Source organism: Rickettsia endosymbiont of Villa modesta, assembly GCF_964026485.1.
Classification (GTDB): Bacteria; Pseudomonadota; Alphaproteobacteria; order Rickettsiales; family Rickettsiaceae; genus Rickettsia; species Rickettsia asembonensis.
The window spans coordinates 312,850-337,328 of record NZ_OZ032157.1 but is presented as its reverse complement, the minus strand read 5'-3'; the positions used below and the strand labels follow the sequence as shown (position 1 = coordinate 337,328).

The window sequence follows — 24,479 nt, the reverse complement described above, 5'->3', positions numbered from 1 at the left end:
CATTGATAAAGCTAATTTAACCTGATAACTTTGTGAGTTGATACTACATTTTTATAGAATTAACACTATATGCATATGTAATCTCACAGCAAAGTAAATCAATCGAGCTATTAGTATCAGTTAGCTACACACATTACTGTGCTTCCACACCTGACCTATCAACGTGGTGGTCTTCCACGGCTCTAATGGGGAAGTCTAGTTTTGAGGTGGGTTTCCTGCTTAGATGCATTCAGCGGTTATCCCTTCCGTACTTAGCTACCCAGCTGTGCCGTTGGCACGACAACTGGTCCACCAGGGGTACGTCCACCTCGGTCCTCTCGTACTAAAGGCAGATCCTCTCAAACTTCCTACACCCACGGCAGATAGGGACCGAACTGTCTCACGACGTTCTAAACCCAGCTCACGTACCACTTTAATCGGCGAACAGCCGAACCCTTGGGACCTTCTCCAGCCCCAGGATGTGATGAGCCGACATCGAGGTGCCAAACGATTTCGTCGCTATGGACGCTTGGAAATCATCAGCCTGTTATCCCCGGAGTACCTTTTATTCGTTGAGCGATGGCCCTTCCACTCGGGACCACCGGATCACTATGACCGACTTTCGTCTCTGCTCGTCTTGTCAGACTCGCAGTCAGGCTAGCTTATGCCATTGCACTCTAAAAGTTGATTTCCGACCAACCTGAGCTAACCATCGTGCGCCTCCGTTACTCTTTGGGAGGCGACCGCCCCAGTCAAACTACCCACCATGCATTGTCTCGGATCCTGATTCAAGGATCTCGGTTAGATGTCAAGAACTAAAAGGGTGGTATCTCAAGGGTGACTCCACAAAGGCTGACGCCTTCGCTTCGTAGTCTCCCACCTATCCTGCACATCTGATTCTTAACACCAGTGCAAAGCTATAGTAAAGGTTCACGGGGTCTTTCCGTCTGACCGCGGGAACTCCGCATCTTCACGGAGAATTCAATTTCGCTGAGTCGATACTGGAGACAGTGGGGAAATCGTTACGCCATTCGTGCGGGTCGGAACTTACCCGACAAGGAATTTCGCTACCTTAGGACCGTCATAGTTACGGCCGCCGTTCACTGGGACTTCAATTCAGAGCTTGCACCCCTCCTTTTAATCTTCCAGCACTGGGCAGGCGTCAGACCCTATACGTCGTCTATTGACTTTGCAGAGCCCTGTGTTTTTAATAAACAGTCGCTACCCCCTAGCTTGTGCCACCTGCACATGGTTGCCCATATACAGGTCATCTTTCTTCCGAAGTTACAGATGCAATTTGCCTAGTTCCTTCAGCATCGTTCTCTCAAGCACCTTGGTATACTCTACCTGTCCACCTGTGTCGGTTTCGGGTACGGTCTATAATGAAGGTGTTATTTCCTGGAAAATATTCACTGCACAATCAATCCAATAAGACTGTACAATTTACTATTTTCGTCACATCCTTCAGGTTCAGGAATATTAACCTGATTCCCATCGATTACGCCTTTCAGCCTCATCTTAGGGGCCGACTAACCTTGCGCAGATTAACTTTACGCAAGAACCCTTGGACTTCCGGTGAGAATGTTTCTCACATTCTTTATCGCTACTTATGTCAGCATTCTCACTTCCGATACCTCCAGCAAACCTTACGATTCACCTTCACAGGCTTACGGAACGCTCCGCTACCATTTATGCCAAATGCATAAATCCGCATCTTCGGTACATGACTTGAGCCCCGTTACATTGTTGGCGCAAGAAAACTTATTTAGACTAGTGAGCTATTACGCTTTCTTTAAATGATGGCTGCTTCTAAGCCAACATCCTAGTTGTTTTGGTCTTCTCACATCCTTTAACACTTAGTCATGATTTAGGGACCTTAGATGGCGGTCTGGGCTTTTTCCCTCTCGACTATGGACCTTAGCACCCATAGTCTGTCTGCTATACTGTACTCGTCGACATTCGGAGTTTGATTGAGTTTGGTAAGTCTGTGGGACCCCCTAGCTCATTCAGTGCTCTACCTTCGACGGTAATCGCTATAACGCTCTACCTAAATAGATTTCGCGGAGAACCAGCTATATCCGAGTTTGATTGGCCTTTCACCCCTAACCACAGCTCATCCCCTACTTTTTCAACAGTAGTGGGTTCGGTCCTTCAGCAGATTTTACTCCGCTTTCAACCTGGCCATGGCTAGATCACCCGGTTTCGGGTCTAATTCATCTAACTAAACGCCCTATTCAGACTCGCTTTCGCTACGCCTACACCTAACGGCTTAAGCTTGCTAGATAAACTAAGTCGCTGACCCATTATACAAAAGGTACGCCGTCACAAGACATATAAATACGCTTGCTCCGACTGCTTGTAAGCATTTGGCTTCAGATACTATTTCACTCCCCTTGTCGGGGTACTTTTCACCTTTCCCTCACGGTACTTGTTCACTATCGGTCACTAGAGAGTACTTAGGCTTAGAGGGTGGTCCCCCTATGTTCAAACAGGATTTCACGTGTCCCGCCTTACTCAAGGACTTCAAACTTTTTACCTATACGGGACTATCACCCTCTATGGTCAACCTTTCCATGTTGTTTTAGTTATTTTTTTGAAGCCACTGGCCTGGTCCGCGTTCGCTCGTCACTACTAACGGAGTCTCGGTTGATGTCTTTTCCTCCAGCTACTTAGATATTTCAGTTCGCTGGGTTTGCCTCATATAGCTATGTATTCACTATACAATACCTAATAAATTAGGTGGGTTTCCCCATTCGGAAACCTTCGGATCAAAGTTTATTCGCAACTCCCCGAAGCTTATCGCAGCGTATTACGTCCTTCATCGCCTTCTAGTGCCAAGGCATCCACCAAATGCTCTTATTATATTTACCTACGCTTTTAACTTGAGATTACACGATGCATACAGAATTAATTTCACAATTATTCTCAGTATCTACTCACGATATAAATTTTTATTATCGCGGTGTATTTAGTTTTTTAGCTTTATCAACTTTTTAAACAGCTACAAAGTTTTACGTTTCAAACTTTGTGTGATGATCTTATATCTATATTCTTAAAGCTTGTCAAACACTAATTTCAAATAATTTTAATTTTATTTCTTACGAGGGGGTTTAAAGTTATTTTAACCTCTTTTTAAAGTAGGCTTTGTCGGCTTTTTGTTTAGACTTGCAGTCCCTAATTTTGTATCTACCTTACCGCCTAAATCTTCAAAAAAGAATCTGCCTTTTTGTAAAACATGATTTACCGTCTTTTCTAAAGACTAGATTTTCATCAATTTTAAAATCTTTAGTTATACTTAAATTACCGTTCTTATCAAATTTACCTAAAATATTTTTCTGTAAATCAGCAAATTCGGCATGAGCATATAATTTTGAAATTTCTTTTATTTGCTTTGGATCGTTTATATGTTCGCCAGCTTTGTTAATAAAGCCGCTAATTTCATATTGAGATGTTTTACCGTGTGGAGTTTTTTTCACAAGAAATTGAGTTTCCGTAAGTAGCTTAGTTTGATTCTCTACTTCATCATCTACTATATTAATTACTTTCCTTTTTATAGAATAAATATCACTATTCTTTTCAAGCTTTAAGATAAACTCCTTAATGTCTAAATCATCATTAAACCTAACTTCTTTTTTATCTTTACCCATAATTAATACTCTTATTTTAATATTGTATCTTTTAAAATATTTGTACCACGTAAAAATTCTTCTATATTCAAAGCTTTTTTACTCTCTTGCTGAAGTTTTTTCACTCGTAATATACCGCTTCCACAAGCTATTTCCAGCTTATCGCTAATAACGGTGCCGGAAGTAAAGTGATGCTCCGCATTTAAATATTCTGCTTCAAGGATTTTAATTATTTTATCATTATAACTAAAATATGCTCCGGGCCAGGGATTCATTCCTCTTATTTTACAATCTATTTTATATGCGGATTCATGCCAATTAATTTTTCCTGCTTCTTTAGTTAATTTATGAGCATACGTAACGCCATCACTTGACTGTTTTATCGGTACTATATCATCGATATTTGCAAGTGTTTTTATTAGTAATTCAGATCCTAAATTAGCACATTTATTGTGCAATTCTTCCAATGTTGTCCTTTCTTCTAAATCAAAATCTTCTTTCATCAATATATCACCTGTATCAAGCCCTGTATCCATACGCATAATACATACGCTACTTTTCCGATCACCCTCTATAATAGTACGCTGCAGAGGAGCCGCTCCTCTGTGACGAGGCAAATCGGATGGATGGATATTAAGACAGCCGTATTTTTTAGCTTCTAATATAGCTTTAGGCACAATAAAACCATATGCAATAACAACTATAATATCAGCATTAACTTTATTAATTAGATTTATTATTTCATCATTACGAAGAGTAGAAGGAGTATAAACAGGAATTTGATGCTCAAATGCTAATTGATGTATTGGAGATTTAGCTAAGTTAAGTCCTCTACCCTTAGCTTTAGGTTGCTGTGTAAAAACAGCTTTAACTTCGTGATGAGTTATAAGTTTTTTAAGAGCAGGAACAGCAAATTCAGGCGTTCCCATAAAGATTACTTTCACACTATATTATTTTTAAGTTTCTTAAGCTTACGAAGTACTACATCTCGTTTTAAATTACTTAAATAATCAATCATAAGCTTACCTTCTAAATGATCATACTCATGCTGGATAACTCTTGCAAGCCAATCATTTGCTTTAAGCTCTTGTGATTTACCATGATAGTCTAAATACCTAATCTTTATAGATTCCGGTCTTGCCACCTCAATACGTTGCTCCGGTACTGAGATACAACCTTCATTAGCTGTAATTAGCTCTTCTGATTTTTCTATTATTTCAGGATTCACTATAAAAAGCGGATAAAAATCCTTTGGTCTTTCTACCGGATCATGATCTTTCATATCAATTACTAAAATACGTTTCAATACCCCTACTTGTACTGCTGCAAGCCCTGCACCGTCTTCATGGTACATAGTTTTAAGCATATCATCCATAAATTTTCGTGTTTGATCTGTAAACTCTAAAACCGGCTGAGATTTCTGCTTTAATCTTGCATCAGGTGCCGTTACTATCGGTAATATTGACATAATTAAATCTTAATATTTTATTTTAATATACCATAAAACCACCAAAATGTAAAGAAATCACACCTGCCTAATTCCGGCAATAGTTGCATAATAAACTCACCTATTTGCAATAATTTGTCGAATTAATAATATTTAGTAAAAAATAATAGCAAATATCAGATAACATGTTAATAAATAAGGCTTGCATAAAATTAAGGAGGAATAGCAATGCATTGGGGTGATATTGAAGAAATTGCCGAACAACTCGAAGAACATTGTAGCGATCAGTATAATGAAAAAAAATTTTCATTATTAAAGCTAGAGAAACTGATTAGAGATTTAAAGGACTTTGAAGATGAAGAGAAAAAAGTCGAAGAAGTTACATTAGAAGAAATTTTAGACAAATGGGAAGAATTACGCGAAGAAATTAGAGAAATCGATTAAGTAGCTTTTGAGTTATTTTCAGGCATTTATAAATTAACTTTATAAAAATATATTATAATCAATAACAATATAGCAACTGCCTGAAAAAAAACTCTTAAAGTCATTAACTTTGAACTAAATTTCTTATCAAACTTTCCTCCGATAGCCATCGACACTACCCCTATAATAAGAACCGAAACGGTTAAACCAATCGCAATTAATAACCACATCATAATTTATTACTCAATATATAATTTCCTACACAAAGATTATATGCTTTTTCTCTTTTAAATCAATTATCTAATTAATATTTGAGTTCCAGTTCAAAAATTAACTAATTCTTCACAAAAAATAACAATTCTAGGAACACACATATCTAATTTATCAAATATAGATAATTCAACAATTACTTTAAAAGAAAAAGAGATATTAGGTTCTTGCGTTCTTATTAATTTCCGCTTAAAAATATCTAAAAATACAAATAATTTAATTTTCCGCACGCAAGAACCTAGAGTATTTTGAGAAACCTAATCTAAGCTTTCTGAGTTACACTATATATACTTCTTTAACTTGAAAAGTTGGAAAATGAATATTTAGATGAGCGAATAATCAATGTTCTTATGGATAATTAATATCTAATACTACCAATTCTTCAGGTAAAAGAAGTATACCACTAAATACTTTATTGCTATTTGTACGTTTTGTATGACATATCGATAATTTAGTTGAATCTATGCAATAACTTCCTGTTTCCTCTCCTCTAAATAGTTGCAACATTATAACCAAGCGGTAGAATTAATCTTGACCATAATTGTATTATTCGACTATAACTTGGTAATTTAAAATAACCTCTATATTTATATGATAAGTGATATAAATAATAATTCTCAAAATCTTTGCACGGCGATATATAAAAATATAATACGATAGTTAAAAGCTCTGAAAGGCTTAAATTCCCTTCTCTCCGGCGTTTTCTATCTGTTGGTATTAATTTTTGCTTCTCCCATTCTTCATATATTTCACAAAAATTGTCTAGTATCTAAAATAAAGTTGTGATACATTTTTTCATTGTTGGGTTCTTGTTTTTTTGTTGAAAAACTTCAGTAACCCAACACTCTTAACTTGTAAATACTTTATTCTTATTCCATGCTTCCCTTCTTCCTTATCCTAAATTCGCGTTTTTACTCTTCATATCTCAACGCTCCCAAAATATAAAAACCTCTTAATATTTATTCAAATCTTTTATATGTAATTATTTATAATCTTTAATTATTTTATTATGAGATAACATTAAAATCACACACGGGCAACGCCGGTTTATGATAAGAGAGAAGAGTATTGGGGTATAAAAGTTTTTAACCAAAAAACAATAGTTGTGGACATAACATATCCTTTTTTATCTTCTATTTGCAACAGAATTTGATTAATGATATAAAAAATATCAATAGACTTCTTGCATAACCTATCTTATAAAGAGGAATTTGAAGGAAACACGGAACACAGAACCGCAGCGTACATACTAGTACGTGAGGATGCGAGTACCGGATTGACGTACAAATTACCTTTAGAAGGAGGTTATGCAAGAAGTCTAATATCTAAATCGTTTATATTATAATGAGAATACTAGTAACAGGAGCTAACGGCTTTATTGGATCATATATTACAGCTGAATTATTAAAGAATAATTATGAAGTAATATGCTGTGTTAGAGATGTTGAATCTACCAGGAAAAAATTCCCTACTGCAGAAGTGATATATTGTGATTTTAATATAGACCTAACCCCACAAAGCTGGATAAATAGATTAAATAACATAGATATAGTTATTAATGTATCAGGTGTATTAATGTCTAGTCATGCTAATAATATTGAAAATGTTCATGTCAATGGTCCAAAGGCTCTATTTAAGGCTTGCACCCTTACTAACGTAAAAAGAATTATTCATATTTCAGCTCTTGGAATAGATGATGAAAAAAACACTGCTTATGCTTTAACTAAAAAAGCAACTGAAGCATATTTACAAAAATTAGAAAATATAGATTGGGTGATTTTACAGCCATCTCTTGTTTACGCAAGCGGTTGTTACGGTGGTACCTCACTATTTAGGGCTCTTGCAACATTACCGTATTTTATTCCTTTAATAGGCGATGGTTTACAATAATTTCAACCTATTCATATTGATGATTTAACGAAAGTAATTATTCACTGTATAGAAAGGGAAGGAAAAATCCACAAATTATTAAAAATAGTTGGACCAGACATAGTTACCATGAAGGATATCTTACTTGGATTTAGAAGATGGCTTGGAGTTAATCCTGGAAAACTAATTAAAATTCCTCTAATATTCATTAAAATAGCAGCTAAATTAGGGGATTTTCTAAAAATAGGACCTATTAATTCTACTGCGTATTATGTTACTTCAACCTAATATTGCTGATAAAAAAGATTTTATCGATTTTACTTCTATAATCCCTAGAAACTTGCAACAAGGTCTTGCAACCGAACCTTTAACCGTACAATCCATATGGCATGCTAGGCTTTATTTTCTAAAACCTGTGATAAAAATTGTCTTAGGGCTATTTTGGATAATGACAGGAATTATTTCAAGCATTTTTGCTTATGATGCTAGTATGCAAATTATAATATCACTAGGATTTGATAAACAAATAGCACCTTATATATACCTCTAGTAAATGAAAAATTGTCAAAGAAGTCAGCAAGTGTTATTAAGTAAGAATGGATTTATAGAAAATTAACATCAATAGAAAAAGAAGAATTAAAGCTTTACCATAGAAGCGAAAGGGATAAGAGGATTTGTGATAGAATCAAAGCTGTTTTCATGTATGATGATAGCTATAGTATTGATGAGATATCGAAAGTGTTATTACTGAGTGATGGGGAGGGATAAGAAAACATTTAATAGATTATCATAATGCTCAGAAGCTTAAGCCTGGAAATGGCGGTAGTGATAGTAAACTTACTAGACAGGAGGAAGCAGAGTTAATAGTTCATCTAGAAAATAATAATTATGTGTATGCTAGAGATATAGGTTTGTTCATAGAACGTCAATATGGAGTAATCTATACATTAGCTGGGGTAATCAAGCTGTTACACAGACTTGGTTTTAGTTATCAGAAACCTAAGTTAATGCCTGGAAAAATAGATTTAGCTAAGCAAGAGGAATTTAAGCTGCAATATAGTTTGCTAAAAAATAATTTAGCTAAAGATGAGTCTATTTATTTTATGGATAGTGTTCATCCTCAATACCAAACTCGAGCAAGATTTGGTTGGATTAGAAAGAATGTAGTTAAAACATTACCAAGTTTCAGTGGTTGGAAGCGTAAACATATTATTGGTGCTATTAATCTTAAGGATTTAGAGGTAGTAACAACTGACAATCCTAAGGTTAATGGTGATTATATTATTGAATTTTTAAAGAAATTAGAAGCAAATAATCAAGATAAAAGTAAGATTTATTTGATATGCGATAATGCTGGATATCATAGGTCAAAAAAGGTAAAAGAATATCTACAATACAGTAAAATAGAGTTACTATTTTTGCCAGCATATAGTCCTAATTTGAATCCAATTGAACGACTGTGGAAATTTATGCATTCTGTTGTAAGTAACAATAAATTTTATGCGAATTTTGAGACATTTACTGATTCTATACGAATATTTTTTGAAAATATTGAAAAATATAAAAATAAAATTTCTTCATTGGTAAATGACAATTTTCAAACCATTGTGCCTAATCATTTTAACAACTCTTCATGTTGAAGAAGTATATATATACTTCTTTTACCTGAAAAATTGGTAGTATTAGATATTAATTATCCATAAGAACATTGATTATTCGCTCATCTAAATATTCATTTTCCAACTTTTCAAGTTAAAGAAGTATATACCTACATAATGACTTATGAAAGTAGAACAAAAATTAGACCCACATACTAGTAATAATATTAAGAAAACTATAGTGTTGCATCTTTGGCTAGCATTACAACAGATTTAAAAAGTAAGCCAAAAATAATTAAAGGAAGAAATAATCCAATTATAGATTTAATAAATAGACTTATTGAATATAATAACCTTTTTACTTCTAAACTCTTTAGTGGGTTGAATAATATGATAGCTATGATAATAGCCATTAAAATAAGTGGCATTTTACGAAACATAAAACTTACCTAATAATAATTAGTTAATTTAAAGGGGTGGATATAATTAAAAGAAAGATATAGAGATATTGTTACCGGCTTGAACCGGTTGTAGTAGTAAAGAAAGACTGGAAAGTTAATATTTGCATATTCATAAATGCAATATACAGTTATTGTAGAGAGAAAAATTAGTGTTGCAATACTTTTCTAGAAGTTCTTTGGGAGGTATTGCTAACTAAAAGCAGAGTAGTTAATAAATTCACGTCATTGCGAGGAAAATCACAAAGTAATTTGATGAAACAATTTTTCGAGTGTCATCCCGTGGCTTGACCACGGGATCCAGTCAAAATTATTATATTTATTGTTTTTATGGACCCCGTGGTCAAGCCACGGGGTGACACAGTGGGTTTTACCGGTCCACGCGGGAATGACATAAACGAGCTATGCAACAACGCCAATAAACGAGCATTTACCTATCTTCGTAACAACCGCTACACCTCTTCAGATTGCTCTAAACCCTCTTTCTCTAACTCACTATCTTCTTCCTTCTTCGTTTTCAGAAGTTTCAGCAATTAAAGAGACAGATACGACTTTTTCACCGTCATCTAACTTAAATAGGATTACGCCGCTAGTGTTACGTCCCGTAATACGCACTGACTCAAGTTTACAGCGAATTAACTTACCGCTATTGGTGATCAGCATTAGCTCATCATCCATTTTAACCGGCATAACACCGACGACTAAACCGGTTTTGTCGTTAATATCCATATTGATTATACCGCTGCCGCCACGGTCAGTAATTCTATAACCATAAGCCGAGCTTCTTTTACCGAAACCGTTCTCTGTAACCGTCAAGATAAATTCTTCGGAATTTGCCATTTCTAAAATAGAATCTGCAGTCAAAGTTACACCTAACTCTTTGAGGTTAAACTCCTCACCTTTAGCAATCTCAAGCCTTTTTTCCCATGGCACTGTTAAATAAGCATCTCTATCCTCTTTTGTACTGCTAATGCCTTTAAGCACAGTCATAGAAATTACGGAATCCTCTTTAGCAAGCTTCATACCTCGCACCCCGTCGGAAGTACGGCTCTTAATAACACGCAGCGATTCAACAGGGAATCTTAAAGCTTTACCGGCTTTGGTGGCAAGTAAAATATGCTCGTCTTCTTTACATGGTTTTACGTCTATTAATTTATCGTCCTCATCAAGCCTAATAGCAATTTTACCGTTCGACTGAATCTTTTTGAAATCTAATAAATCGCTTCTTCTGATGTGACCCTTAGCAGTTGCAAACATAATATTTAAATTATCCCACTCATCCTGATTTTCAGGTAGCGGTATAATATTCGTAATATGCTCATTTTCTTTCAACGGTAATATATTAACCATTGGTCTTCCTTTACCTTGCGGATTACTTAAAGGTAATTTATATAGTTTTAAACTATAAACCTGACCGATATTTGAGAAGAACAACATTGGCGTATGAGTACTACCGACAAAAACTTGCGTGGTAATATCTTCATCACGCATTGAAAGCCCTGATCTTCCTTTACCGCCGCGTTTTTGCGAACGATAGCTACTTAGAGGTACACGCTTAATATACCCACCAAGCGTTACGGTTACTACCATTTCTTCACGCTGAATTAAATCTTCTATATCTTGATCAAATTCGCCGAATTCAATTGAAGTAAGACGAGGAGTCGCAAATTCTTCTTTAACTTTAATTAGCTCTTCCTTTAAAATCTCAAGTAACCTTGTGCGAGAGCTAAGTATATTAAGGTACTCGGCAATTTCCGTAGCGAGGTTCTTTAAATCCTCTTCAAGCTTATTTTTTTCCATAGCGGTTAGACGTTGTAATCTCATTTCTAAGATTGCCTTAGCTTGCACCTCAGTAAAGCTACATTTGCCTTGCTCATTTAACATTGCTTTATCATCAACTAGCTTCACAAGCGGTAGAATATTTAACGCATCCCAGCTGCGTGCCATTAATTCCTGTTTGGCTGCATTTGGATCATTTGAAGCTTTGATAATACGTATTATTTCATCGATATTACTAACGGCAATGGTTAACCCTAATAAAATATGAGCTCTATCTCTTGCTTTATTTAGCAAATATATAGTACGGTTAGTAATTACCACTTCCCTAAAACTAACGAAAGCTGCAATTACTTCTTTCAAATTCATCACTTTCGGTAGCCCGTCTTTAAGAGCAAGCATAATAACACCAAAGCTAGTTTGTAGCTGCGTACATGCGTATATTTGATTTAAGACTACTTCCGCAACTACGTCTTTCTTTAACTCAATAAAAATCCTTACACCGTTTTTATTCGATTCGTCACGTAAATCACTTATACCCTCAATACGTTTCTCTTTAACCATCTCAGCAATCTTTTCAACAAGCCTTGATTTATTTACCATATACGGTATTTCGGTAATAATAATTGCTTGACGGCTATTACCGATATTCTCAATCTCGGCTCGACCTCGCATAATGATACTACCTCTACCAGTAAGATATGCCGTTCTAATACCGCTAATGCCTAAAATCATTGAACCTATAGGAAAATCCGGTCCTTTAACGACTTCGAGTAAATCTAATATTTCTATATCATTATTATCTATATATAAACAACACGCATCGATAACCTCACCAAGATTATGAGGCGGGATATTAGTTGCCATACCAACCGCAATACCTCCGCTACCGTTAACCAATAAATTGGGAAACATTGCAGGAAGTACGGAAGGCTCTTCTTCAGAACCATCGTAATTAGGGTTAAAGCTGACAGTCTCTTTATCGATATCCTCCACAAGCTTATGCGAAACTTTGGCCATTCGAGATTCGGTATATCTCATTGCCGCTGCCGCATCACCGTCCATCGAGCCGAAATTACCCTGCCCGTCTACAAGCGGTAAACGCAAGGAAAAATCTTGTGCCATACGTACTAACGAGTCGTAAATAGCACTGTCACCGTGCGGATGGTATTTACCCATCACGTCACCGACTATTCTTGCAGATTTTCTATAAGGTTTGCTGGCATGATTACCGGCTTCATGCATGGAATAGATAATTCGGCGATGCACCGGCTTTAAGCCGTCCCGAACATCCGGTATAGCTCTACTTACTATAACACTCATAGCATAATCAAGATAAGATACTTTCATCTCATCTTCGATATTTACCGGTACTAAATTAGAAAAATTTTGATCAGTCACGATTACTTAGCCTTAAATTTAATTTAATGAATTATATTTAATAATAGAGACATAATAAATTTCTTTCAAGGATTGCTTGTATTTATAATCGTGGCATTGTTTTAAGCTACCGATGTCATTCCTGCGAGACCTTGCCTGCGTGGATGCGTATGTCATTCCTGCGAAAGCAGAAATCTAGTATTTTTAACTGGATCCCGTGGTCAAGCCACGGGATGACAGATAATGATAAATTTTAAGAATGCTCCTCTTCCTGCTGTTTATACCAGAGTTCTGCGTAATAGCCTTTGTGCTGTAGCAAGGTTTTATGGTTGCCTCGTTCTACTATATAGCCGTTATCTAAAACGATAATCTCGTCTGCATCGATAATAGTTGATAGTCTATGGGCAATGATAAGGGTAGTATGGCGTGCCGAGATCTCTTTAAGGCTTGCTTGAATTAGCTTTTCGGTTTTAGTATCAAGCGAACTTGTTGCCTCATCAAAAACATATATTGACGGATTTTTGAGTAACGTTCTTGCAATCGCTATACGCTGTTTTTCACCCCCCGAAAGTTTTAAGCCTCTCTCGCCTACCTGGGTTTCATACCCTTCGGGCAGGGTGCTAATAAACTCATGAATATGAGCATTTTTTGAGGCTGCTATAACTTCGTCATAGCTTGCTGCGTTATTACCGTATGCGATGTTGTAATATATCGTATCGTTAAATAGTACGGTATCTTGCGGAACAATCCCGATAGATTTACGTAGCGAGCCTTGAGTAACTTCTCGTATATTTTGATTATCTATAGTAATGCTACCGCTATTAATATCGTAAAATCTGAACAGCAAACGTGATATAGTTGATTTCCCTGCCCCGCTACTACCTACCACCGCTAAAGTTTTACCGCTCTTAATCGTAAAACTTATATTATGCAAAATCGGACGTTCCTGATTATAAGCAAAGCTAACATTCTCAAAACTAACCTCACCTTTTGATATAATAAGCTTCTTAGCATCCACGGCATCCTCTACTTCTGCCGGTATGTCGAGTAGTTTAAACATATCTTCCATACTAACTAGGGCGTTTTTAATTTCTCTATAAGCAAAGCCAAGTATTGAAAGCGGAATTGATAACTGAAACAAGTAAGTATTAACCATTATGAAATCGCCGACGGTCATTTTATTCTGATTAATAGCATTTGCCAAAAGTATCATAAGGCTAACAAGCCCTAAAGATATTATAACATCCTGCCCGATATTTAAAATCGATAGGCTGTTAGTGATTTTAGTAGAAGATTCTTCATAAGTTTGCAAGGCCTCATTAAACCTTACTGCCTCATATTCTTCATTACCGAAATATTTAACGGTCTCAAAATTTAGTAAACTATCTATTGCAATATTATTAGCGGTGTTATCATTTTTATTTACTTCTCTTACGAACGAAATTCGCCAAGTACTGATCTTGAAAGTATAAACAACATAAACTATCATCGTTATTAAAATAGTGACAGAAAACCAAATACCGTAAACATACCATAACATTCCACTTACAAGGATTATCTCTAGACTTGTCGGAAAAATATTAAATAATGAATAACGTAATATTGCTTCAATACCTGTAGTACCACGCTCTATTGACCTACTTAAGCCTCCTGTTTTCCGGGTAATATGAAAACGCATACTTAAATTATGCATGTGCTTAAAGACATTCAGAGCAACTAAGCGAGTCGCCTGATGTCCTACTTTTGAGAAAATGATATTTCGCAGCTCACTAAATATTTGTACCAATATTTTAGTTCCGCCATATGCAAGAATAATCCCTATAATAACCGAAAGAGCAAAATTTTTATTCAGCCCGTCTATTATATATTTATAAACAATCGGAACGAAAATATTTATTACTTTAGCTATGACTAGGCAAATAAGAGAAGTAACAATACGCAGGCGTATATAAAAATTCGCAGGCCATAAATATAGTAAAAGTAAATAGAATGAATTTTTATGATTGTTGTGGTTAGGCATTGTTATTCAGTGTCATCCCACGACTTGATCGCGGTATCCAAAAATTTACTTTAAAAATTCTTCGTATAAATCCTTCCAATCAGGATTACTAGAATTAATTAAATCTAACTTCCATTTTCTTTTGTATTCTTTTAAACGTTTTTCACGACCAATTGCAAGGTTTATATCATTAAACTGCTCAAAATAAACTAATTTATCTATATCGTATTTTGTGGTAAAACCTTTTGTGAACTTCTGTTTGTGTTGCCAAATACGCCTTATAATATTAGAAGTAACACCAACATACAACGTACCATTACATTTATTAGAAAGTATATAAACGTAATATTCTTTCATTTTATAACACAAGTTGCTTGTATATTTTTTTGGATCCCGCGATCAAGTCGCGGGATGACAATGGGAGGACCAATATACGCAGGAATGACATATGGTATTGTCTACGGTCGCTCGCAATGACGTTTTTATTAATTACGCCCCGGCTGCAGGTGAAGTCTTCTTCGGTTGCCCTTCCAGCAACTTATCTAGCCTTCCCTCTTTTTCAAGATCAAACAGAGCATCACAACCTCCAACATGGATATTATCTATAAATATCTGCGGGACGGTCTTTTTTCCACCGGATTTCTTAATAAATTTTTCTTTCTCTTCCTGAGTAAAATTACTTACTTCAATTTCCTCATAAACAACATTTTTCTCATCAAGCAATGCTTTAGCTTTTATACAATAAGGACAACTAGCGAGAGTATAAATAATAATTGTGTGTAATATAGCTTTATTCATAATATTATATTTTTTTGTTAGATTTTAATATATTATCTTAAACTATAGTTTTTAAAGCAAGTAAAAATACATGAATAATTTTTCTATTATCTCAGAATATAAACCGGCAGGCGATCAACCAAAAGCAATAGATGAAATTATAGCAGGGTTAAATAGTAAAAAACGCTCACAAATGTTGCTTGGTATTACAGGGTCAGGCAAAACTTTTACTATGGCGAATATTATAGAGAGAACTAATCGCCCTACTCTGATAATGGCACATAATAAAACTTTAGCTGCTCAAATTTATTCAGAAATGAAGTCGATTTTTCCAAAGAACGCCGTTGAGTATTTTGTCTCATATTATGATTACTACCAGCCCGAAGCTTATATAGCACGTACCGATACTTTTATAGAAAAGGATTCATCAATTAACGAGCAGATTGATTTAATGCGTCATTCCGCTACAAGATCATTATTAGAGCGTCGTGACGTTATAGTAGTTTCTTCCGTTTCCTGTATTTACGGGCTTGGCTCTCCTGATTTATATTATCAGATGACGGTTAATCTAGAACCTGGTAAAAGCTACCCTCGTGATAAACTATTAAACGATTTGATAAATCTACAATATGAGCGTAACGATATCGGGTTTGAGCGTGGCTGTTTTCGAGTTAAAGGCGACAATATCGATATTTTCCCCTCACATTATAGTGATAAAGCTTGGCGTTTATCGTTTTTCGGTAATGAACTCGAATATATACACGAATTCGATCCCCTAACAGGCGAAAAACTTGCTAAACTCGATAAAGCTATGGTTTTTGGTAATTCGCACTTTGTGATGCCGCAAGAAACTGTAAATAGTGCCATATCAGGTATTGAGGAGGAGTTACAAAAACGCTTAGAGTTCTTAAAGTCGCAAGATAAACCGCTTGAAACGCAAAGGCTAAATCAACGTACTCAATATGACCTTGAAATGCTGACAGAAACCGGCAGCTGTAAAGGCGTTGAAAATTATTCGAGATTCTTTACCGGTCGTAATGCCGGTGAGCCGCCACCGACATTATTCGAGTACTTGCCGGAAGATGCGTTATTATTTGTTGATGAAAGCCATGTATCCGTACCGCAAATTAGAGCGATGTATAACGGCGATCGAGCAAGGAAAGAAGTATTGGTAGAGCATGGGTTTCGTCTGCCTTCTGCTCTTGATAACAGACCTTTAAAATTTGAAGAATGGGGAAAATTTAGACCGCAAACCGTTTTTGTATCAGCAACCCCGGGACCGTTTGAGCTAGAAGAAACCGGAGGCACGGTTGTAGAGTTAATTATCAGACCTACGGGACTGCTTGATCCCGAATGTATTATAAAGCCGGCCACCAATCAGGTTGAGGATTTAATTAGCGAGATTCAAGCCACTATAGCTAAAGGTTTTCGTGTTCTAGTCACCACCTTAACTAAAAAAATGGCAGAAGATTTAACCGCCTATTTGCAGGAGCTAAAATATAAAACTTCTTATTTACATTCTAACGTTCATACGCTTGAGCGTATCGAGATTTTACGAGATTTAAGACAAGGTACTATCGATATTTTAGTCGGTATTAATTTACTTCGAGAAGGGCTTGATATCCCTGAATGCGGCTTAGTTGCTATACTTGATGCAGATAAAGAGGGATTTTTACGGTCTGAAGTATCGTTAATACAAACAATCGGAAGAGCTGCAAGAAATAGTGAGGGCAGAGTTATACTTTATGCTGATAAAATGACTAAATCTATCGATAAAGCTCTTAGTGAAACATTGCGTAGAAGGCAAATTCAACAAGAATATAATGAAAAACACGGCATAATTCCAAAGACTATTAACCGTGCTATCCATGCTTTAGCAGAACTTGAGAAAGTTGATAGTAAGCTTGATAAAAAACAAGCTCATACTTTATTTGATAACCCTGCTAAGTTAAAAGCCCATATTGAAAAATTAAAGAAAGACATGCTTAAAGCCGCAAGTAATCTTGAATTTGAACAAGCCGCCAAACTTCGTGATCAGCTGAAAACTCTAGAAGAGGCAGCACTTGAGTTGAGTTAAATTGATGTCATTCCCGCGGAAGCGGGAATCCATAGTAAAACGAGATAAATCGAGCTTTTAATTTCAAAAACTTGCTATATTTATGCTTTTTTCTGGATTCCCGCTTCCGCGGGAATGACATCGAACACCGCACAGGTCCATACCATTAACAACACCTAAAACTCCTCCTATGATAAGGTGATAGGCCGTGTATATTAATAGCTTCGATATGTTCACGAGTGCCGTAGCCGGAATTTTTATGCCATAAATATTGTGGGAATTCAGTACTTAAATCTAGCATCAAACGATCCCTAGTAACTTTTGCAACAATAGAAGCCACAGCAATCGATAACGATAGATTATCACCGTTAATTATACTAACAAATCTTTCATCATTAAACTGCATATTACCGTCAACTAAAACTATTTCCGGCTTAAGGCTAAGATTGGCCGAAGCAATAGAGCAAGCTTTTTTAGTTGCTTCTAATATATTAATTTCATCAATTTCGGTATGAGAAATAATAGCAGTTGCCCAAACATAATTACTAGTTATTTGTTCATATAGTAATTCTCTTTTCTTTTTAGAAAGTTTTTTAGAATCTTTAATGCCCGGTATAATATTAGTGTTATCTATTATAACGGCACTTGCTACTACCGGACCTGCTAGCGGTCCTCTACCTGCTTCATCTATACCTGCTACAATATAGTTATGATATTTTTTTTCAAAATGTAATAGATCTACTTCCATAATTGTATTTTTTAAATTTTTAATATATACTCGTTTAATTTGAAAAATTGATATCGCTGCATGGATTATGTCATTCCTAGCTAAAAGCGGGAATCCAGAAAAAAATATAAATAAATACAGCAAAAGCTCGATTTAGCTCGCTTTATGCTGGATTCCCGCTTTCGCGGGAATGACATAAATGAGCCATGCAACAAAATCTAAAATAATATAAAATTATACAGTGCAAAATTATTTTCAATTATTAGGACTTCCGCAAGATTATAATATTGATTTAAAGATATTAGAAAAGCAATATTTTGCTATGCAGGTAAAATATCATCCCGATAAAGCAAAAACTTTGCAGGAAAAGGAACAAAATCTAATTACCGCGGCTGAATTAAATAATGCTTACTCTACTCTTAAAGATGCCTTAAAGCGTGCTGAATATATGCTGCTTTTGCAAAATATAAATTTGAATGACGAAAAGACACGTAGTTTACTTTCGCCTCTAGAATTAAGCATATTCTGGGATGAAATGGAAATAATCGAAAATACAATCTTATTTAGTGATTTAGAAAAAATAAAAGACAAATATGAATTAATGAAAAAGCTTGAGATTGATGCTTTAAAACAAGCTTTTGAAGAACAAAATCTATCAGACGCAACTATAAAAACTAGCAAGCTTAAATATATTGGGACATTGCTGCATAAACTGCAAGAAAAAATAAAATCATGCAAATAATAGAAATTAGGGAACCGGAGCAAGCTGATTCTAAGCAAGAACGTCAAATAGCAGTCGGTATCGATTTTGGCACTACTAACTCATTAATAGCTATTGCAACTAATAGAAAAGTTAAAGTTATTAAATCTAGAGATGATAAAGAACTAATCCCAACTACTATAGATTTTACAAACGAAAATTTTATAATAGGTACTAATAAAGGGCTGCGTTCTATTAAAAGACTATTCGGTAAAACATTAAAAGAAATTCTGAATACTCCGGCACTTTTTTCTCTAGTTAAAGATTATATCGACATAGATATAGTCAATTCAGTTGGATTTGGATACAAGGAGCCGAGGGTAGAGCATATAACTAATAGGAGAGCGACGAGTAACGAGGTACGTGAGTCCAAATCAATTGACTATAGTAGTGAGCTTAAGCTAAATTTTGCTAATCAGAAGATGCGAATTCCTGAGATTGCAGCAGAAGTTTTTATTTACCTAAAAAATCAAGCAGAAGAACAATTGAAGACTAATATAACTAAAGCAGTTATAACCGTACCTGCACATTTTAACGATGCAGCAAGAGGCGAAGTAATGCTTGCGGCTAAAATAGCAGGTTTTGAAGTATTAAGGCTAATTGCCGAACCTACTGCAGCTGCCTATGCTTACGGCTTAAACAAAAATCAAAAAGGCTGTTATTTAGTATATGACCTAGGCGGCGGCACTTTTGACGTATCTATTCTTAATATACAAGAAGGCATTTTTCAAGTTATAGCAACAAACGGCGATAATATGTTTGGTGGCGACGATATAGATGTAGTAATTACACAATATCTTTGCAACAAATTTGATTTACCTAATTCTATAGATACTTTACAACTTGCAAAAAAAGCAAAAGAAACTTTAACATATAAAGATAGTTTTAATAATGATAATATATCAATTAATAAGCAAACATTAGAGCAATTAATTTTACCTTTAGTAGAACGTACTATCAATATAGCTAAAGAATGTTTAGAACAAGCAGGAAATCCAAATATAGACGGCATTATTTTAGTAGGAGGTGCAACCCGCATTCCTTTAATAAAAGACGAATTATATAAAGCATTTAAAGTAGATATTCTATCAGATATTGATCCTGATAAAGCAGTTGTATGGGGGGCTGCATTACAAGCAGAAAATTTAATAGCACCCCATACAAATTCATTATTGATTGATGTAGTACCTTTATCGCTGGGTATGGAACTATATGGCGGTATAGTTGAAAAAATCATTATGCGTAATACTCCGATTCCTATTTCGGTAGTAAAAGAATTTACGACTTATGCCGATAATCAAACCGGTATACAATTTCATATATTGCAAGGCGAACGTGAAATGGCTGTAGATTGCCGTAGCTTGGCTCGATTTGAGTTAAAGGGACTTCCTCCTATGAAAGCAGGAAATATTAGAGCCGAAGTTACTTTTGCTATTGATGCAGACGGTATATTATCCGTTTCTGCTTATGAGAAAATCAGCAATACATCACATACTATAGAAATAAAGCCAAATCACGGTATTGATAAAACGGAGATTGATATTATGTTAGAAAACGCTTATAAAAATGCTAAAATAGATTATACTACAAGATTATTACAAGAAGCAATAATTGAAGCAGAGGCTTTAATCTTTAGCATAGAACGTGCTATAGCAGAATTAACAGCTTTATTATCGGAAAGTGAGATATCTATAATTAATTCTTTATTAGATAATATAAAAGAAGCCGCACACGCTAGAGATCGGATCTTAATTAACAATTCTATTAAAGAATTTAAATTCAAAATAAAAAAATCTATGAATACAAAGCTTAATATAATAATTAATGATTTGCTAAAAGGCAAAAATATAAATCAAATTAAATAGCCTCAGTTATATATAATATATTATATATAATCGAACTAATTTAGATAAGGAAAAATAAGAAGAATGTCAGGAAAAATAAAAGTAACATTTATTGTAAATGATGGAGAAGAAAAAACTGTAGAAGCACCTATAGGGCTTTCCATTTTAGAAATTGCCCATAGTAACGATCTAGACCTTGAGGGAGCTTGTGAAGGATCGCTTGCTTGTGCTACTTGTCACGTTATTTTAGAAGAAGAATTTTACAACAAATTAAAAAAACCTACGGAAGCAGAGGAAGATATGCTTGACTTAGCCTTCGGTCTTACCGATACTTCTAGATTGGGATGCCAAATTATTTTAACCGAAGAATTAGACGGCATAAAAGTACGCCTTCCTTCTGCTACTCGTAATATAAAATTATAATGGATTAAAAAAGTGATACGTAAAATACTTCTTTTTGTGTTTTTAGCCTTTACTATAATATGGTTTGCAACTGCATATACTATAAAAATAACGTTGTAAGTTTAATTAAGCATTCTGAATCCGATAATCTTAAAATATCTTATAATGCAGTTAAGTTTTCAGGCTATCCTTTTAATTGGAAAATTACCGTAACGGATCCTAAAGTAAAATTAATTGATCATGTAAATTCTAAAGAATTTACTAGTGAAAATATTGTCCTAAATATAGCTTTTAGTACTAAAAGAGCCTCTCTTAATTTCGGTCCTTTTATTAGAGAAGTCGATAATTACGGCGATAAAACATTTACCTATGATGTACGCAGCGATGATGATATATACTTCTTTAACTTGAAAAGTTGGAAAATGAATATTTAGATGAGCGAATAATCAATGTTCTTATGGATAATTAATATCTAATACTACCAATTCTTCAGGTAAAAGAAGTATAAAAGGTATAGGAAAATTTAATAAACCTTTATATAAAATATCAAAAGATGATAATTTAAAAGAAATATTAAAATCAATTCAGTTAAATAATAAAGCATTATCGATATTTAAAGATAATCAAGAAATCTTTAAAATTAATGATTTAGCATTTCTTATTAAGAAAACAGAATTTAGCAACTGAGGAAAATAATATCCTTATTTTTAAATATGAATTATTATTCAGAAAAAGATATTTTGAATTTTAAAAATGCTAATTTAGATATTGCTGCTTCTTTAAAATTTGCTGAAGACGGAGAAGATTCAGCTATTTTACAAAATTTTAATATAGAAAGATTTATTTTTACTTGTGATAATGATTCTAAAGTTAATTTAAACGGTGCTTTACAATTCTTTGCCAATAAATTACCGGAAGGAAAACTATATTTTGAGCTGGAAAATTATAATTCCATAGTTGATAAATTATTACCGAATAATATTATTTTTTCTAAGAAAATAATTAAAACAATTATTGCTAAAGCAATTAATAAAGCTTCCGACGAGCAATTAAATATAGATCAAAATGATGTAAATTCGGTTTACAACAATATAGAAAAAGCTAAGTTTGATATTGAGTTTTCAGATAAAGGAATAAATATCGGTTCTATTAATTTATTAGAACTAAAACTTGGTGAACATAAAGAAGACCAAAACACCGAAAATAATTCAAATTAGTTTTATGAATAATTTTAAACTAGCTACTATTATTAGCATATTTCTTATTTGTAGTAATATTTATGCTGCTCCAAAAGTCATTAAAATCGGTACCGGCTCTATTTTAAAAGGATATTATGCTATTGGACTTGATTTATGCAAGACTATTACAAATGATGATAAAAATAATGAACATATTAAATGTGAAGTTGTTGCAACAAACGGCAGTATAGAAAATTTAAAATTATTACAACAAGGCAAAATTGATTTAGCTCTAGTGCAAGCTAATATTGCAGTAGAAGCATATGAGGGCATAGGTTATTATCACGATCAAGAAAAAATGCAAAATTTACGTCAGGTACTTAATCTACATGATGAGTTTTTTACGGTTATTGTAAAAGATGAGGATAAAATAAAAGTTTTTGCTGATATTGACGGAAAAAAAATAACTAACGGTCCGGCATTTTCCAGTAGTAATATTACTTATGATGCCATACGTTCTTTATATAAATTTTCTAAAGAACCTGAAGAGCTACACATTAATTATGAAGATTCTATTGACAAATTCTGTAATAAGGAAATAGATGCCATAATAATGATGGTTGGACACTCTAACCCCTTAGTAAATTTAATAGCTAATAAGTGTGAAGTTGATTTCGTTTCAATTGAAAATGACAAAATAGCAGAATTAATGAAACAAAATAGAGCGTTTCATAAAGCTATACTTCACAAGGGCTTAATCCAGGGATTACCGATGATCAAACTACAGTAAAAGTATCCGCAATCCTAGTAACTAGAGATGAGGCGAATCGTGATATTTTAGATAAATTTATCGGAGCTTTTCATAGAAACGTAGCAAATTTTAAACTTTCTAATTACTTATTAAATAACCTCGATATTAACTATTTTGCCGATACTAAAAATTTTGTTCTACCAAAACATGATTCAGTAAGAAATAAAAACTAACAATATCTTATGTCTGAAAATACTATATTTAAAAATATACTTATACCTATAGATTTAAATGATAAAAAATCTATAAAAGGTATTCTTTCTAAGGCTTTAATGCTTGCAACGAACTTTCAAGCAAAATTACATTTTATGTATGTAATTCCTGAATTCGGTACGAAAATGTTTGAAGATTATTTACCTAAAAATTGGAAAACGGAGAAAAAAGAAAAGTATCAGACTCAAATTAAAGAGCTTATCAAACAATATATTCCTGATGAAATTGAAACAGATTATTATATAGGTAACGGTGCCGTTTATGATGAAATAATTAAGCACTCTAATGAAATTAAAGCCGATTTAATAATAATCTCTGCAGTCAGACTACAATTAAAAGATTATATGCTTGGACCTAATGCTTCTAAAATCGTCCGTCATTCAGATATATCAGTTTTAGTATTAAGAGACGAGTAATAAGTATTATTTATAAATCTTGAGAGTGCATTGCTAGCGTGGGTATCTAATCGTCATTGCGAGCAGGCATTGCCTGCGTGGATCTGAAAACACACTCGGTGTCATCTAGTAGCTTGTCCACGGTATCCAGCAAAACAACAGAACCCGCCGTATTACCACGTGGCTTGAACTATAGTACTCGACAATTTTTATTCAATGTCATTCCCGCGTAGGCGGGAATCCAGTACTTTAAAGCTTTTTTGAAAGCTTTATCTTGAAAAAACTATATAATAAAAAATCTTTAAAATTAAGATTTTTTAGCCTGGATCCCCGCTTTCGTGGGGATGACATTGAAGTCTTTTCAAAAAATGTCCGGTACTATAGCTTGACCACGGGGACCATAAAAATAATAAAAAATACTAGTATTTTTACTGGCTCCCGCTACAAGCTCGCAGGATGACATTAAAGGTTACTAGATTACTTCATCAAAA

At 34.3% G+C, this 24,479-nt stretch carries 18 protein-coding genes, 1 rRNA gene and 7 pseudogenes; 14 read left to right on the top strand and 12 right to left on the bottom strand.

Translation table 11 applies throughout. The features are described from left to right. Positions 1-89: 89 nt before the first annotated feature. The 4 genes and pseudogenes from AC5584_RS01835 to def form a co-directional block, all read right to left on the bottom strand. Positions 90-2,850, bottom strand: a 23S ribosomal RNA gene (locus tag AC5584_RS01835). Positions 2,851-3,100: 250 nt separating this feature from the next. Then, a pseudogene (locus AC5584_RS01830) lies at positions 3,101-3,455 on the bottom strand (hypothetical protein). Positions 3,456-3,637: 182 nt separating this feature from the next. Beyond that, positions 3,638-4,549, bottom strand: a complete 912-nt coding sequence (gene fmt / locus AC5584_RS01825) for a methionyl-tRNA formyltransferase (protein WP_499216652.1) — start codon at positions 4,547-4,549, stop codon at positions 3,638-3,640. Continuing rightward, a complete protein-coding gene (def, locus tag AC5584_RS01820; RefSeq protein ID WP_499216651.1) occupies positions 4,546-5,073 on the bottom strand; it encodes a peptide deformylase in 528 nt (175 codons plus the stop codon). Before def ends, fmt begins: the two co-directional genes overlap by 4 nt. 207 nt (positions 5,074-5,280) lie before the next feature. On the opposite strand from def, the gene AC5584_RS01815 reads away from it, so the two are divergent. Beyond that, entirely contained in the window at positions 5,281-5,496 is a 216-nt protein-coding gene (locus AC5584_RS01815) for a Fe-S cluster assembly protein IscX (RefSeq protein WP_499216650.1), read from the top strand. Positions 5,497-5,522: 26 nt separating this feature from the next. Here the strand turns inward: AC5584_RS01815 and AC5584_RS01810 are convergent, their stop codons facing one another. The 3 genes and pseudogenes from AC5584_RS01810 to AC5584_RS01800 all read right to left on the bottom strand — a co-directional run. Continuing rightward, positions 5,523-5,708, bottom strand: a complete 186-nt coding sequence (locus AC5584_RS01810) for a twin transmembrane helix small protein (RefSeq protein ID WP_040257119.1) — start codon at positions 5,706-5,708, stop codon at positions 5,523-5,525. 90 nt (positions 5,709-5,798) lie between these two features. Next, positions 5,799-5,975, bottom strand: coding sequence for a peptide deformylase (locus tag AC5584_RS01805; protein WP_499216649.1), 177 nt, complete (start codon positions 5,973-5,975; stop codon positions 5,799-5,801). 172 nt (positions 5,976-6,147) lie between these two features. Then, positions 6,148-6,514: pseudogene (locus AC5584_RS01800) on the bottom strand (transposase family protein); the annotation flags it as partial. 405 nt (positions 6,515-6,919) lie between these two features. Here AC5584_RS01800 and AC5584_RS01795 point away from each other — a divergent pair. From AC5584_RS01795 to AC5584_RS01770, 6 genes and pseudogenes are all read left to right on the top strand, one after another. Then, positions 6,920-7,087 (top strand): annotated as a pseudogene (locus AC5584_RS01795) (palindromic element RPE1 domain-containing protein); the annotation flags it as partial. A 2-nt stretch (positions 7,088-7,089) separates the two neighbouring features. Then, complete coding sequence (locus tag AC5584_RS01790) at positions 7,090-7,635, top strand: NAD(P)H-binding protein (protein ID WP_499216648.1); 546 nt, start codon at positions 7,090-7,092, stop codon at positions 7,633-7,635. Between the two features lie 108 nt (positions 7,636-7,743). Then, on the top strand, positions 7,744-7,902 hold the full coding sequence (locus tag AC5584_RS01785) for a hypothetical protein (protein WP_499216647.1): 159 nt from the start codon (positions 7,744-7,746) through the stop codon (positions 7,900-7,902). Further along, a complete protein-coding gene (locus tag AC5584_RS01780; protein WP_499216646.1) occupies positions 7,886-8,164 on the top strand; it encodes a hypothetical protein in 279 nt (92 codons plus the stop codon). Before AC5584_RS01785 ends, AC5584_RS01780 begins: the two co-directional genes overlap by 17 nt. A 214-nt stretch (positions 8,165-8,378) precedes the next feature. Further along, complete coding sequence (locus AC5584_RS01775) at positions 8,379-9,254, top strand: IS630 family transposase (protein WP_499217091.1); 876 nt, start codon at positions 8,379-8,381, stop codon at positions 9,252-9,254. A 142-nt stretch (positions 9,255-9,396) separates the two neighbouring features. After that, a pseudogene (locus tag AC5584_RS01770) lies at positions 9,397-9,665 on the top strand (hypothetical protein). Between the two features lie 457 nt (positions 9,666-10,122). Here the strand turns inward: AC5584_RS01770 and gyrA are convergent. The 4 genes and pseudogenes from gyrA to grxC form a co-directional block, all read right to left on the bottom strand. Then, a pseudogene (gene gyrA, locus AC5584_RS01765) lies at positions 10,123-12,847 on the bottom strand (DNA topoisomerase (ATP-hydrolyzing) subunit A). Positions 12,848-13,079: 232 nt separating this feature from the next. Then, on the bottom strand, positions 13,080-14,846 hold the full coding sequence (locus AC5584_RS01760) for an ABCB family ABC transporter ATP-binding protein/permease (protein ID WP_499216645.1): 1,767 nt from the start codon (positions 14,844-14,846) through the stop codon (positions 13,080-13,082). Positions 14,847-14,891: 45 nt separating this feature from the next. Beyond that, entirely contained in the window at positions 14,892-15,182 is a 291-nt protein-coding gene (locus AC5584_RS01755; RefSeq protein ID WP_485441022.1) for a GIY-YIG nuclease family protein, read from the bottom strand. A 132-nt stretch (positions 15,183-15,314) separates the two neighbouring features. Then, entirely contained in the window at positions 15,315-15,623 is a 309-nt protein-coding gene (grxC, locus tag AC5584_RS01750) for a glutaredoxin 3 (RefSeq protein WP_410526741.1), read from the bottom strand. Positions 15,624-15,693: 70 nt separating this feature from the next. Here grxC and uvrB point away from each other — a divergent pair, with 70 nt between their 5' ends. Next, a complete protein-coding gene (uvrB, locus tag AC5584_RS01745) occupies positions 15,694-17,679 on the top strand; it encodes an excinuclease ABC subunit UvrB (RefSeq protein WP_499216644.1) in 1,986 nt (661 codons plus the stop codon). A 145-nt stretch (positions 17,680-17,824) separates the two neighbouring features. Here uvrB and rnhB read toward each other — a convergent pair whose 3' ends face one another. Further along, entirely contained in the window at positions 17,825-18,406 is a 582-nt protein-coding gene (rnhB, locus tag AC5584_RS01740; protein ID WP_499216643.1) for a ribonuclease HII, read from the bottom strand. 220 nt (positions 18,407-18,626) lie between these two features. Here rnhB and hscB point away from each other — a divergent pair, with 220 nt between their 5' ends. The 6 genes and pseudogenes from hscB (at position 18,627) to AC5584_RS01710 (ending at position 24,009) form a co-directional block, all read left to right on the top strand. Beyond that, positions 18,627-19,127, top strand: coding sequence for a Fe-S protein assembly co-chaperone HscB (gene hscB / locus AC5584_RS01735; RefSeq protein ID WP_499216642.1), 501 nt, complete (start codon positions 18,627-18,629; stop codon positions 19,125-19,127). Then, complete coding sequence (gene hscA, locus AC5584_RS01730; RefSeq protein ID WP_499216641.1) at positions 19,118-21,010, top strand: Fe-S protein assembly chaperone HscA; 1,893 nt, start codon at positions 19,118-19,120, stop codon at positions 21,008-21,010. The genes hscB and hscA overlap by 10 nt, the downstream gene beginning before the upstream one ends. Before the next feature lie 63 nt (positions 21,011-21,073). Continuing rightward, a complete protein-coding gene (locus tag AC5584_RS01725) occupies positions 21,074-21,412 on the top strand; it encodes a ferredoxin family 2Fe-2S iron-sulfur cluster binding protein (RefSeq protein WP_499162195.1) in 339 nt (112 codons plus the stop codon). A 12-nt stretch (positions 21,413-21,424) separates the two neighbouring features. Beyond that, positions 21,425-22,608: pseudogene (locus AC5584_RS01720) on the top strand (RP198 family tick cell line-upregulated protein). 4 nt (positions 22,609-22,612) lie between these two features. Then, positions 22,613-23,553: pseudogene (locus AC5584_RS01715) on the top strand (TAXI family TRAP transporter solute-binding subunit). 9 nt (positions 23,554-23,562) lie between these two features. Next, entirely contained in the window at positions 23,563-24,009 is a 447-nt protein-coding gene (locus AC5584_RS01710; protein WP_499216640.1) for a universal stress protein, read from the top strand. Positions 24,010-24,479 lie beyond the last annotated feature (470 nt).

What these genes read in the sequence shown, in the direction of transcription:
- AC5584_RS01810 (WP_040257119.1), bottom strand. Translation starts at nt 5,708, where the DNA reads ATGATGTGGTTATTAATTGCGATTGGTTTAACCGTTTCGGTTCTTATT.
- AC5584_RS01815 (WP_499216650.1), top strand. Translation starts at nt 5,281, where the DNA reads ATGCATTGGGGTGATATTGAAGAAATTGCCGAACAACTCGAAGAACAT.
- AC5584_RS01760 (WP_499216645.1), bottom strand. Translation starts at nt 14,846, where the DNA reads ATGCCTAACCACAACAATCATAAAAATTCATTCTATTTACTTTTACTA.
- def (WP_499216651.1), bottom strand. Translation starts at nt 5,073, where the DNA reads ATGTCAATATTACCGATAGTAACGGCACCTGATGCAAGATTAAAGCAG.
- AC5584_RS01780 (WP_499216646.1), top strand. Translation starts at nt 7,886, where the DNA reads ATGTTACTTCAACCTAATATTGCTGATAAAAAAGATTTTATCGATTTT.
- rnhB (WP_499216643.1), bottom strand. Translation starts at nt 18,406, where the DNA reads ATGGAAGTAGATCTATTACATTTTGAAAAAAAATATCATAACTATATT.
- uvrB (WP_499216644.1), top strand. Translation starts at nt 15,694, where the DNA reads ATGAATAATTTTTCTATTATCTCAGAATATAAACCGGCAGGCGATCAA.
- hscA (WP_499216641.1), top strand. Translation starts at nt 19,118, where the DNA reads ATGCAAATAATAGAAATTAGGGAACCGGAGCAAGCTGATTCTAAGCAA.
- grxC (WP_410526741.1), bottom strand. Translation starts at nt 15,623, where the DNA reads ATGAATAAAGCTATATTACACACAATTATTATTTATACTCTCGCTAGT.
- AC5584_RS01785 (WP_499216647.1), top strand. Translation starts at nt 7,744, where the DNA reads ATGAAGGATATCTTACTTGGATTTAGAAGATGGCTTGGAGTTAATCCT.
- AC5584_RS01790 (WP_499216648.1), top strand. Translation starts at nt 7,090, where the DNA reads ATGAGAATACTAGTAACAGGAGCTAACGGCTTTATTGGATCATATATT.
- AC5584_RS01725 (WP_499162195.1), top strand. Translation starts at nt 21,074, where the DNA reads ATGTCAGGAAAAATAAAAGTAACATTTATTGTAAATGATGGAGAAGAA.
- AC5584_RS01755 (WP_485441022.1), bottom strand. Translation starts at nt 15,182, where the DNA reads ATGAAAGAATATTACGTTTATATACTTTCTAATAAATGTAATGGTACG.
- AC5584_RS01710 (WP_499216640.1), top strand. Translation starts at nt 23,563, where the DNA reads ATGTCTGAAAATACTATATTTAAAAATATACTTATACCTATAGATTTA.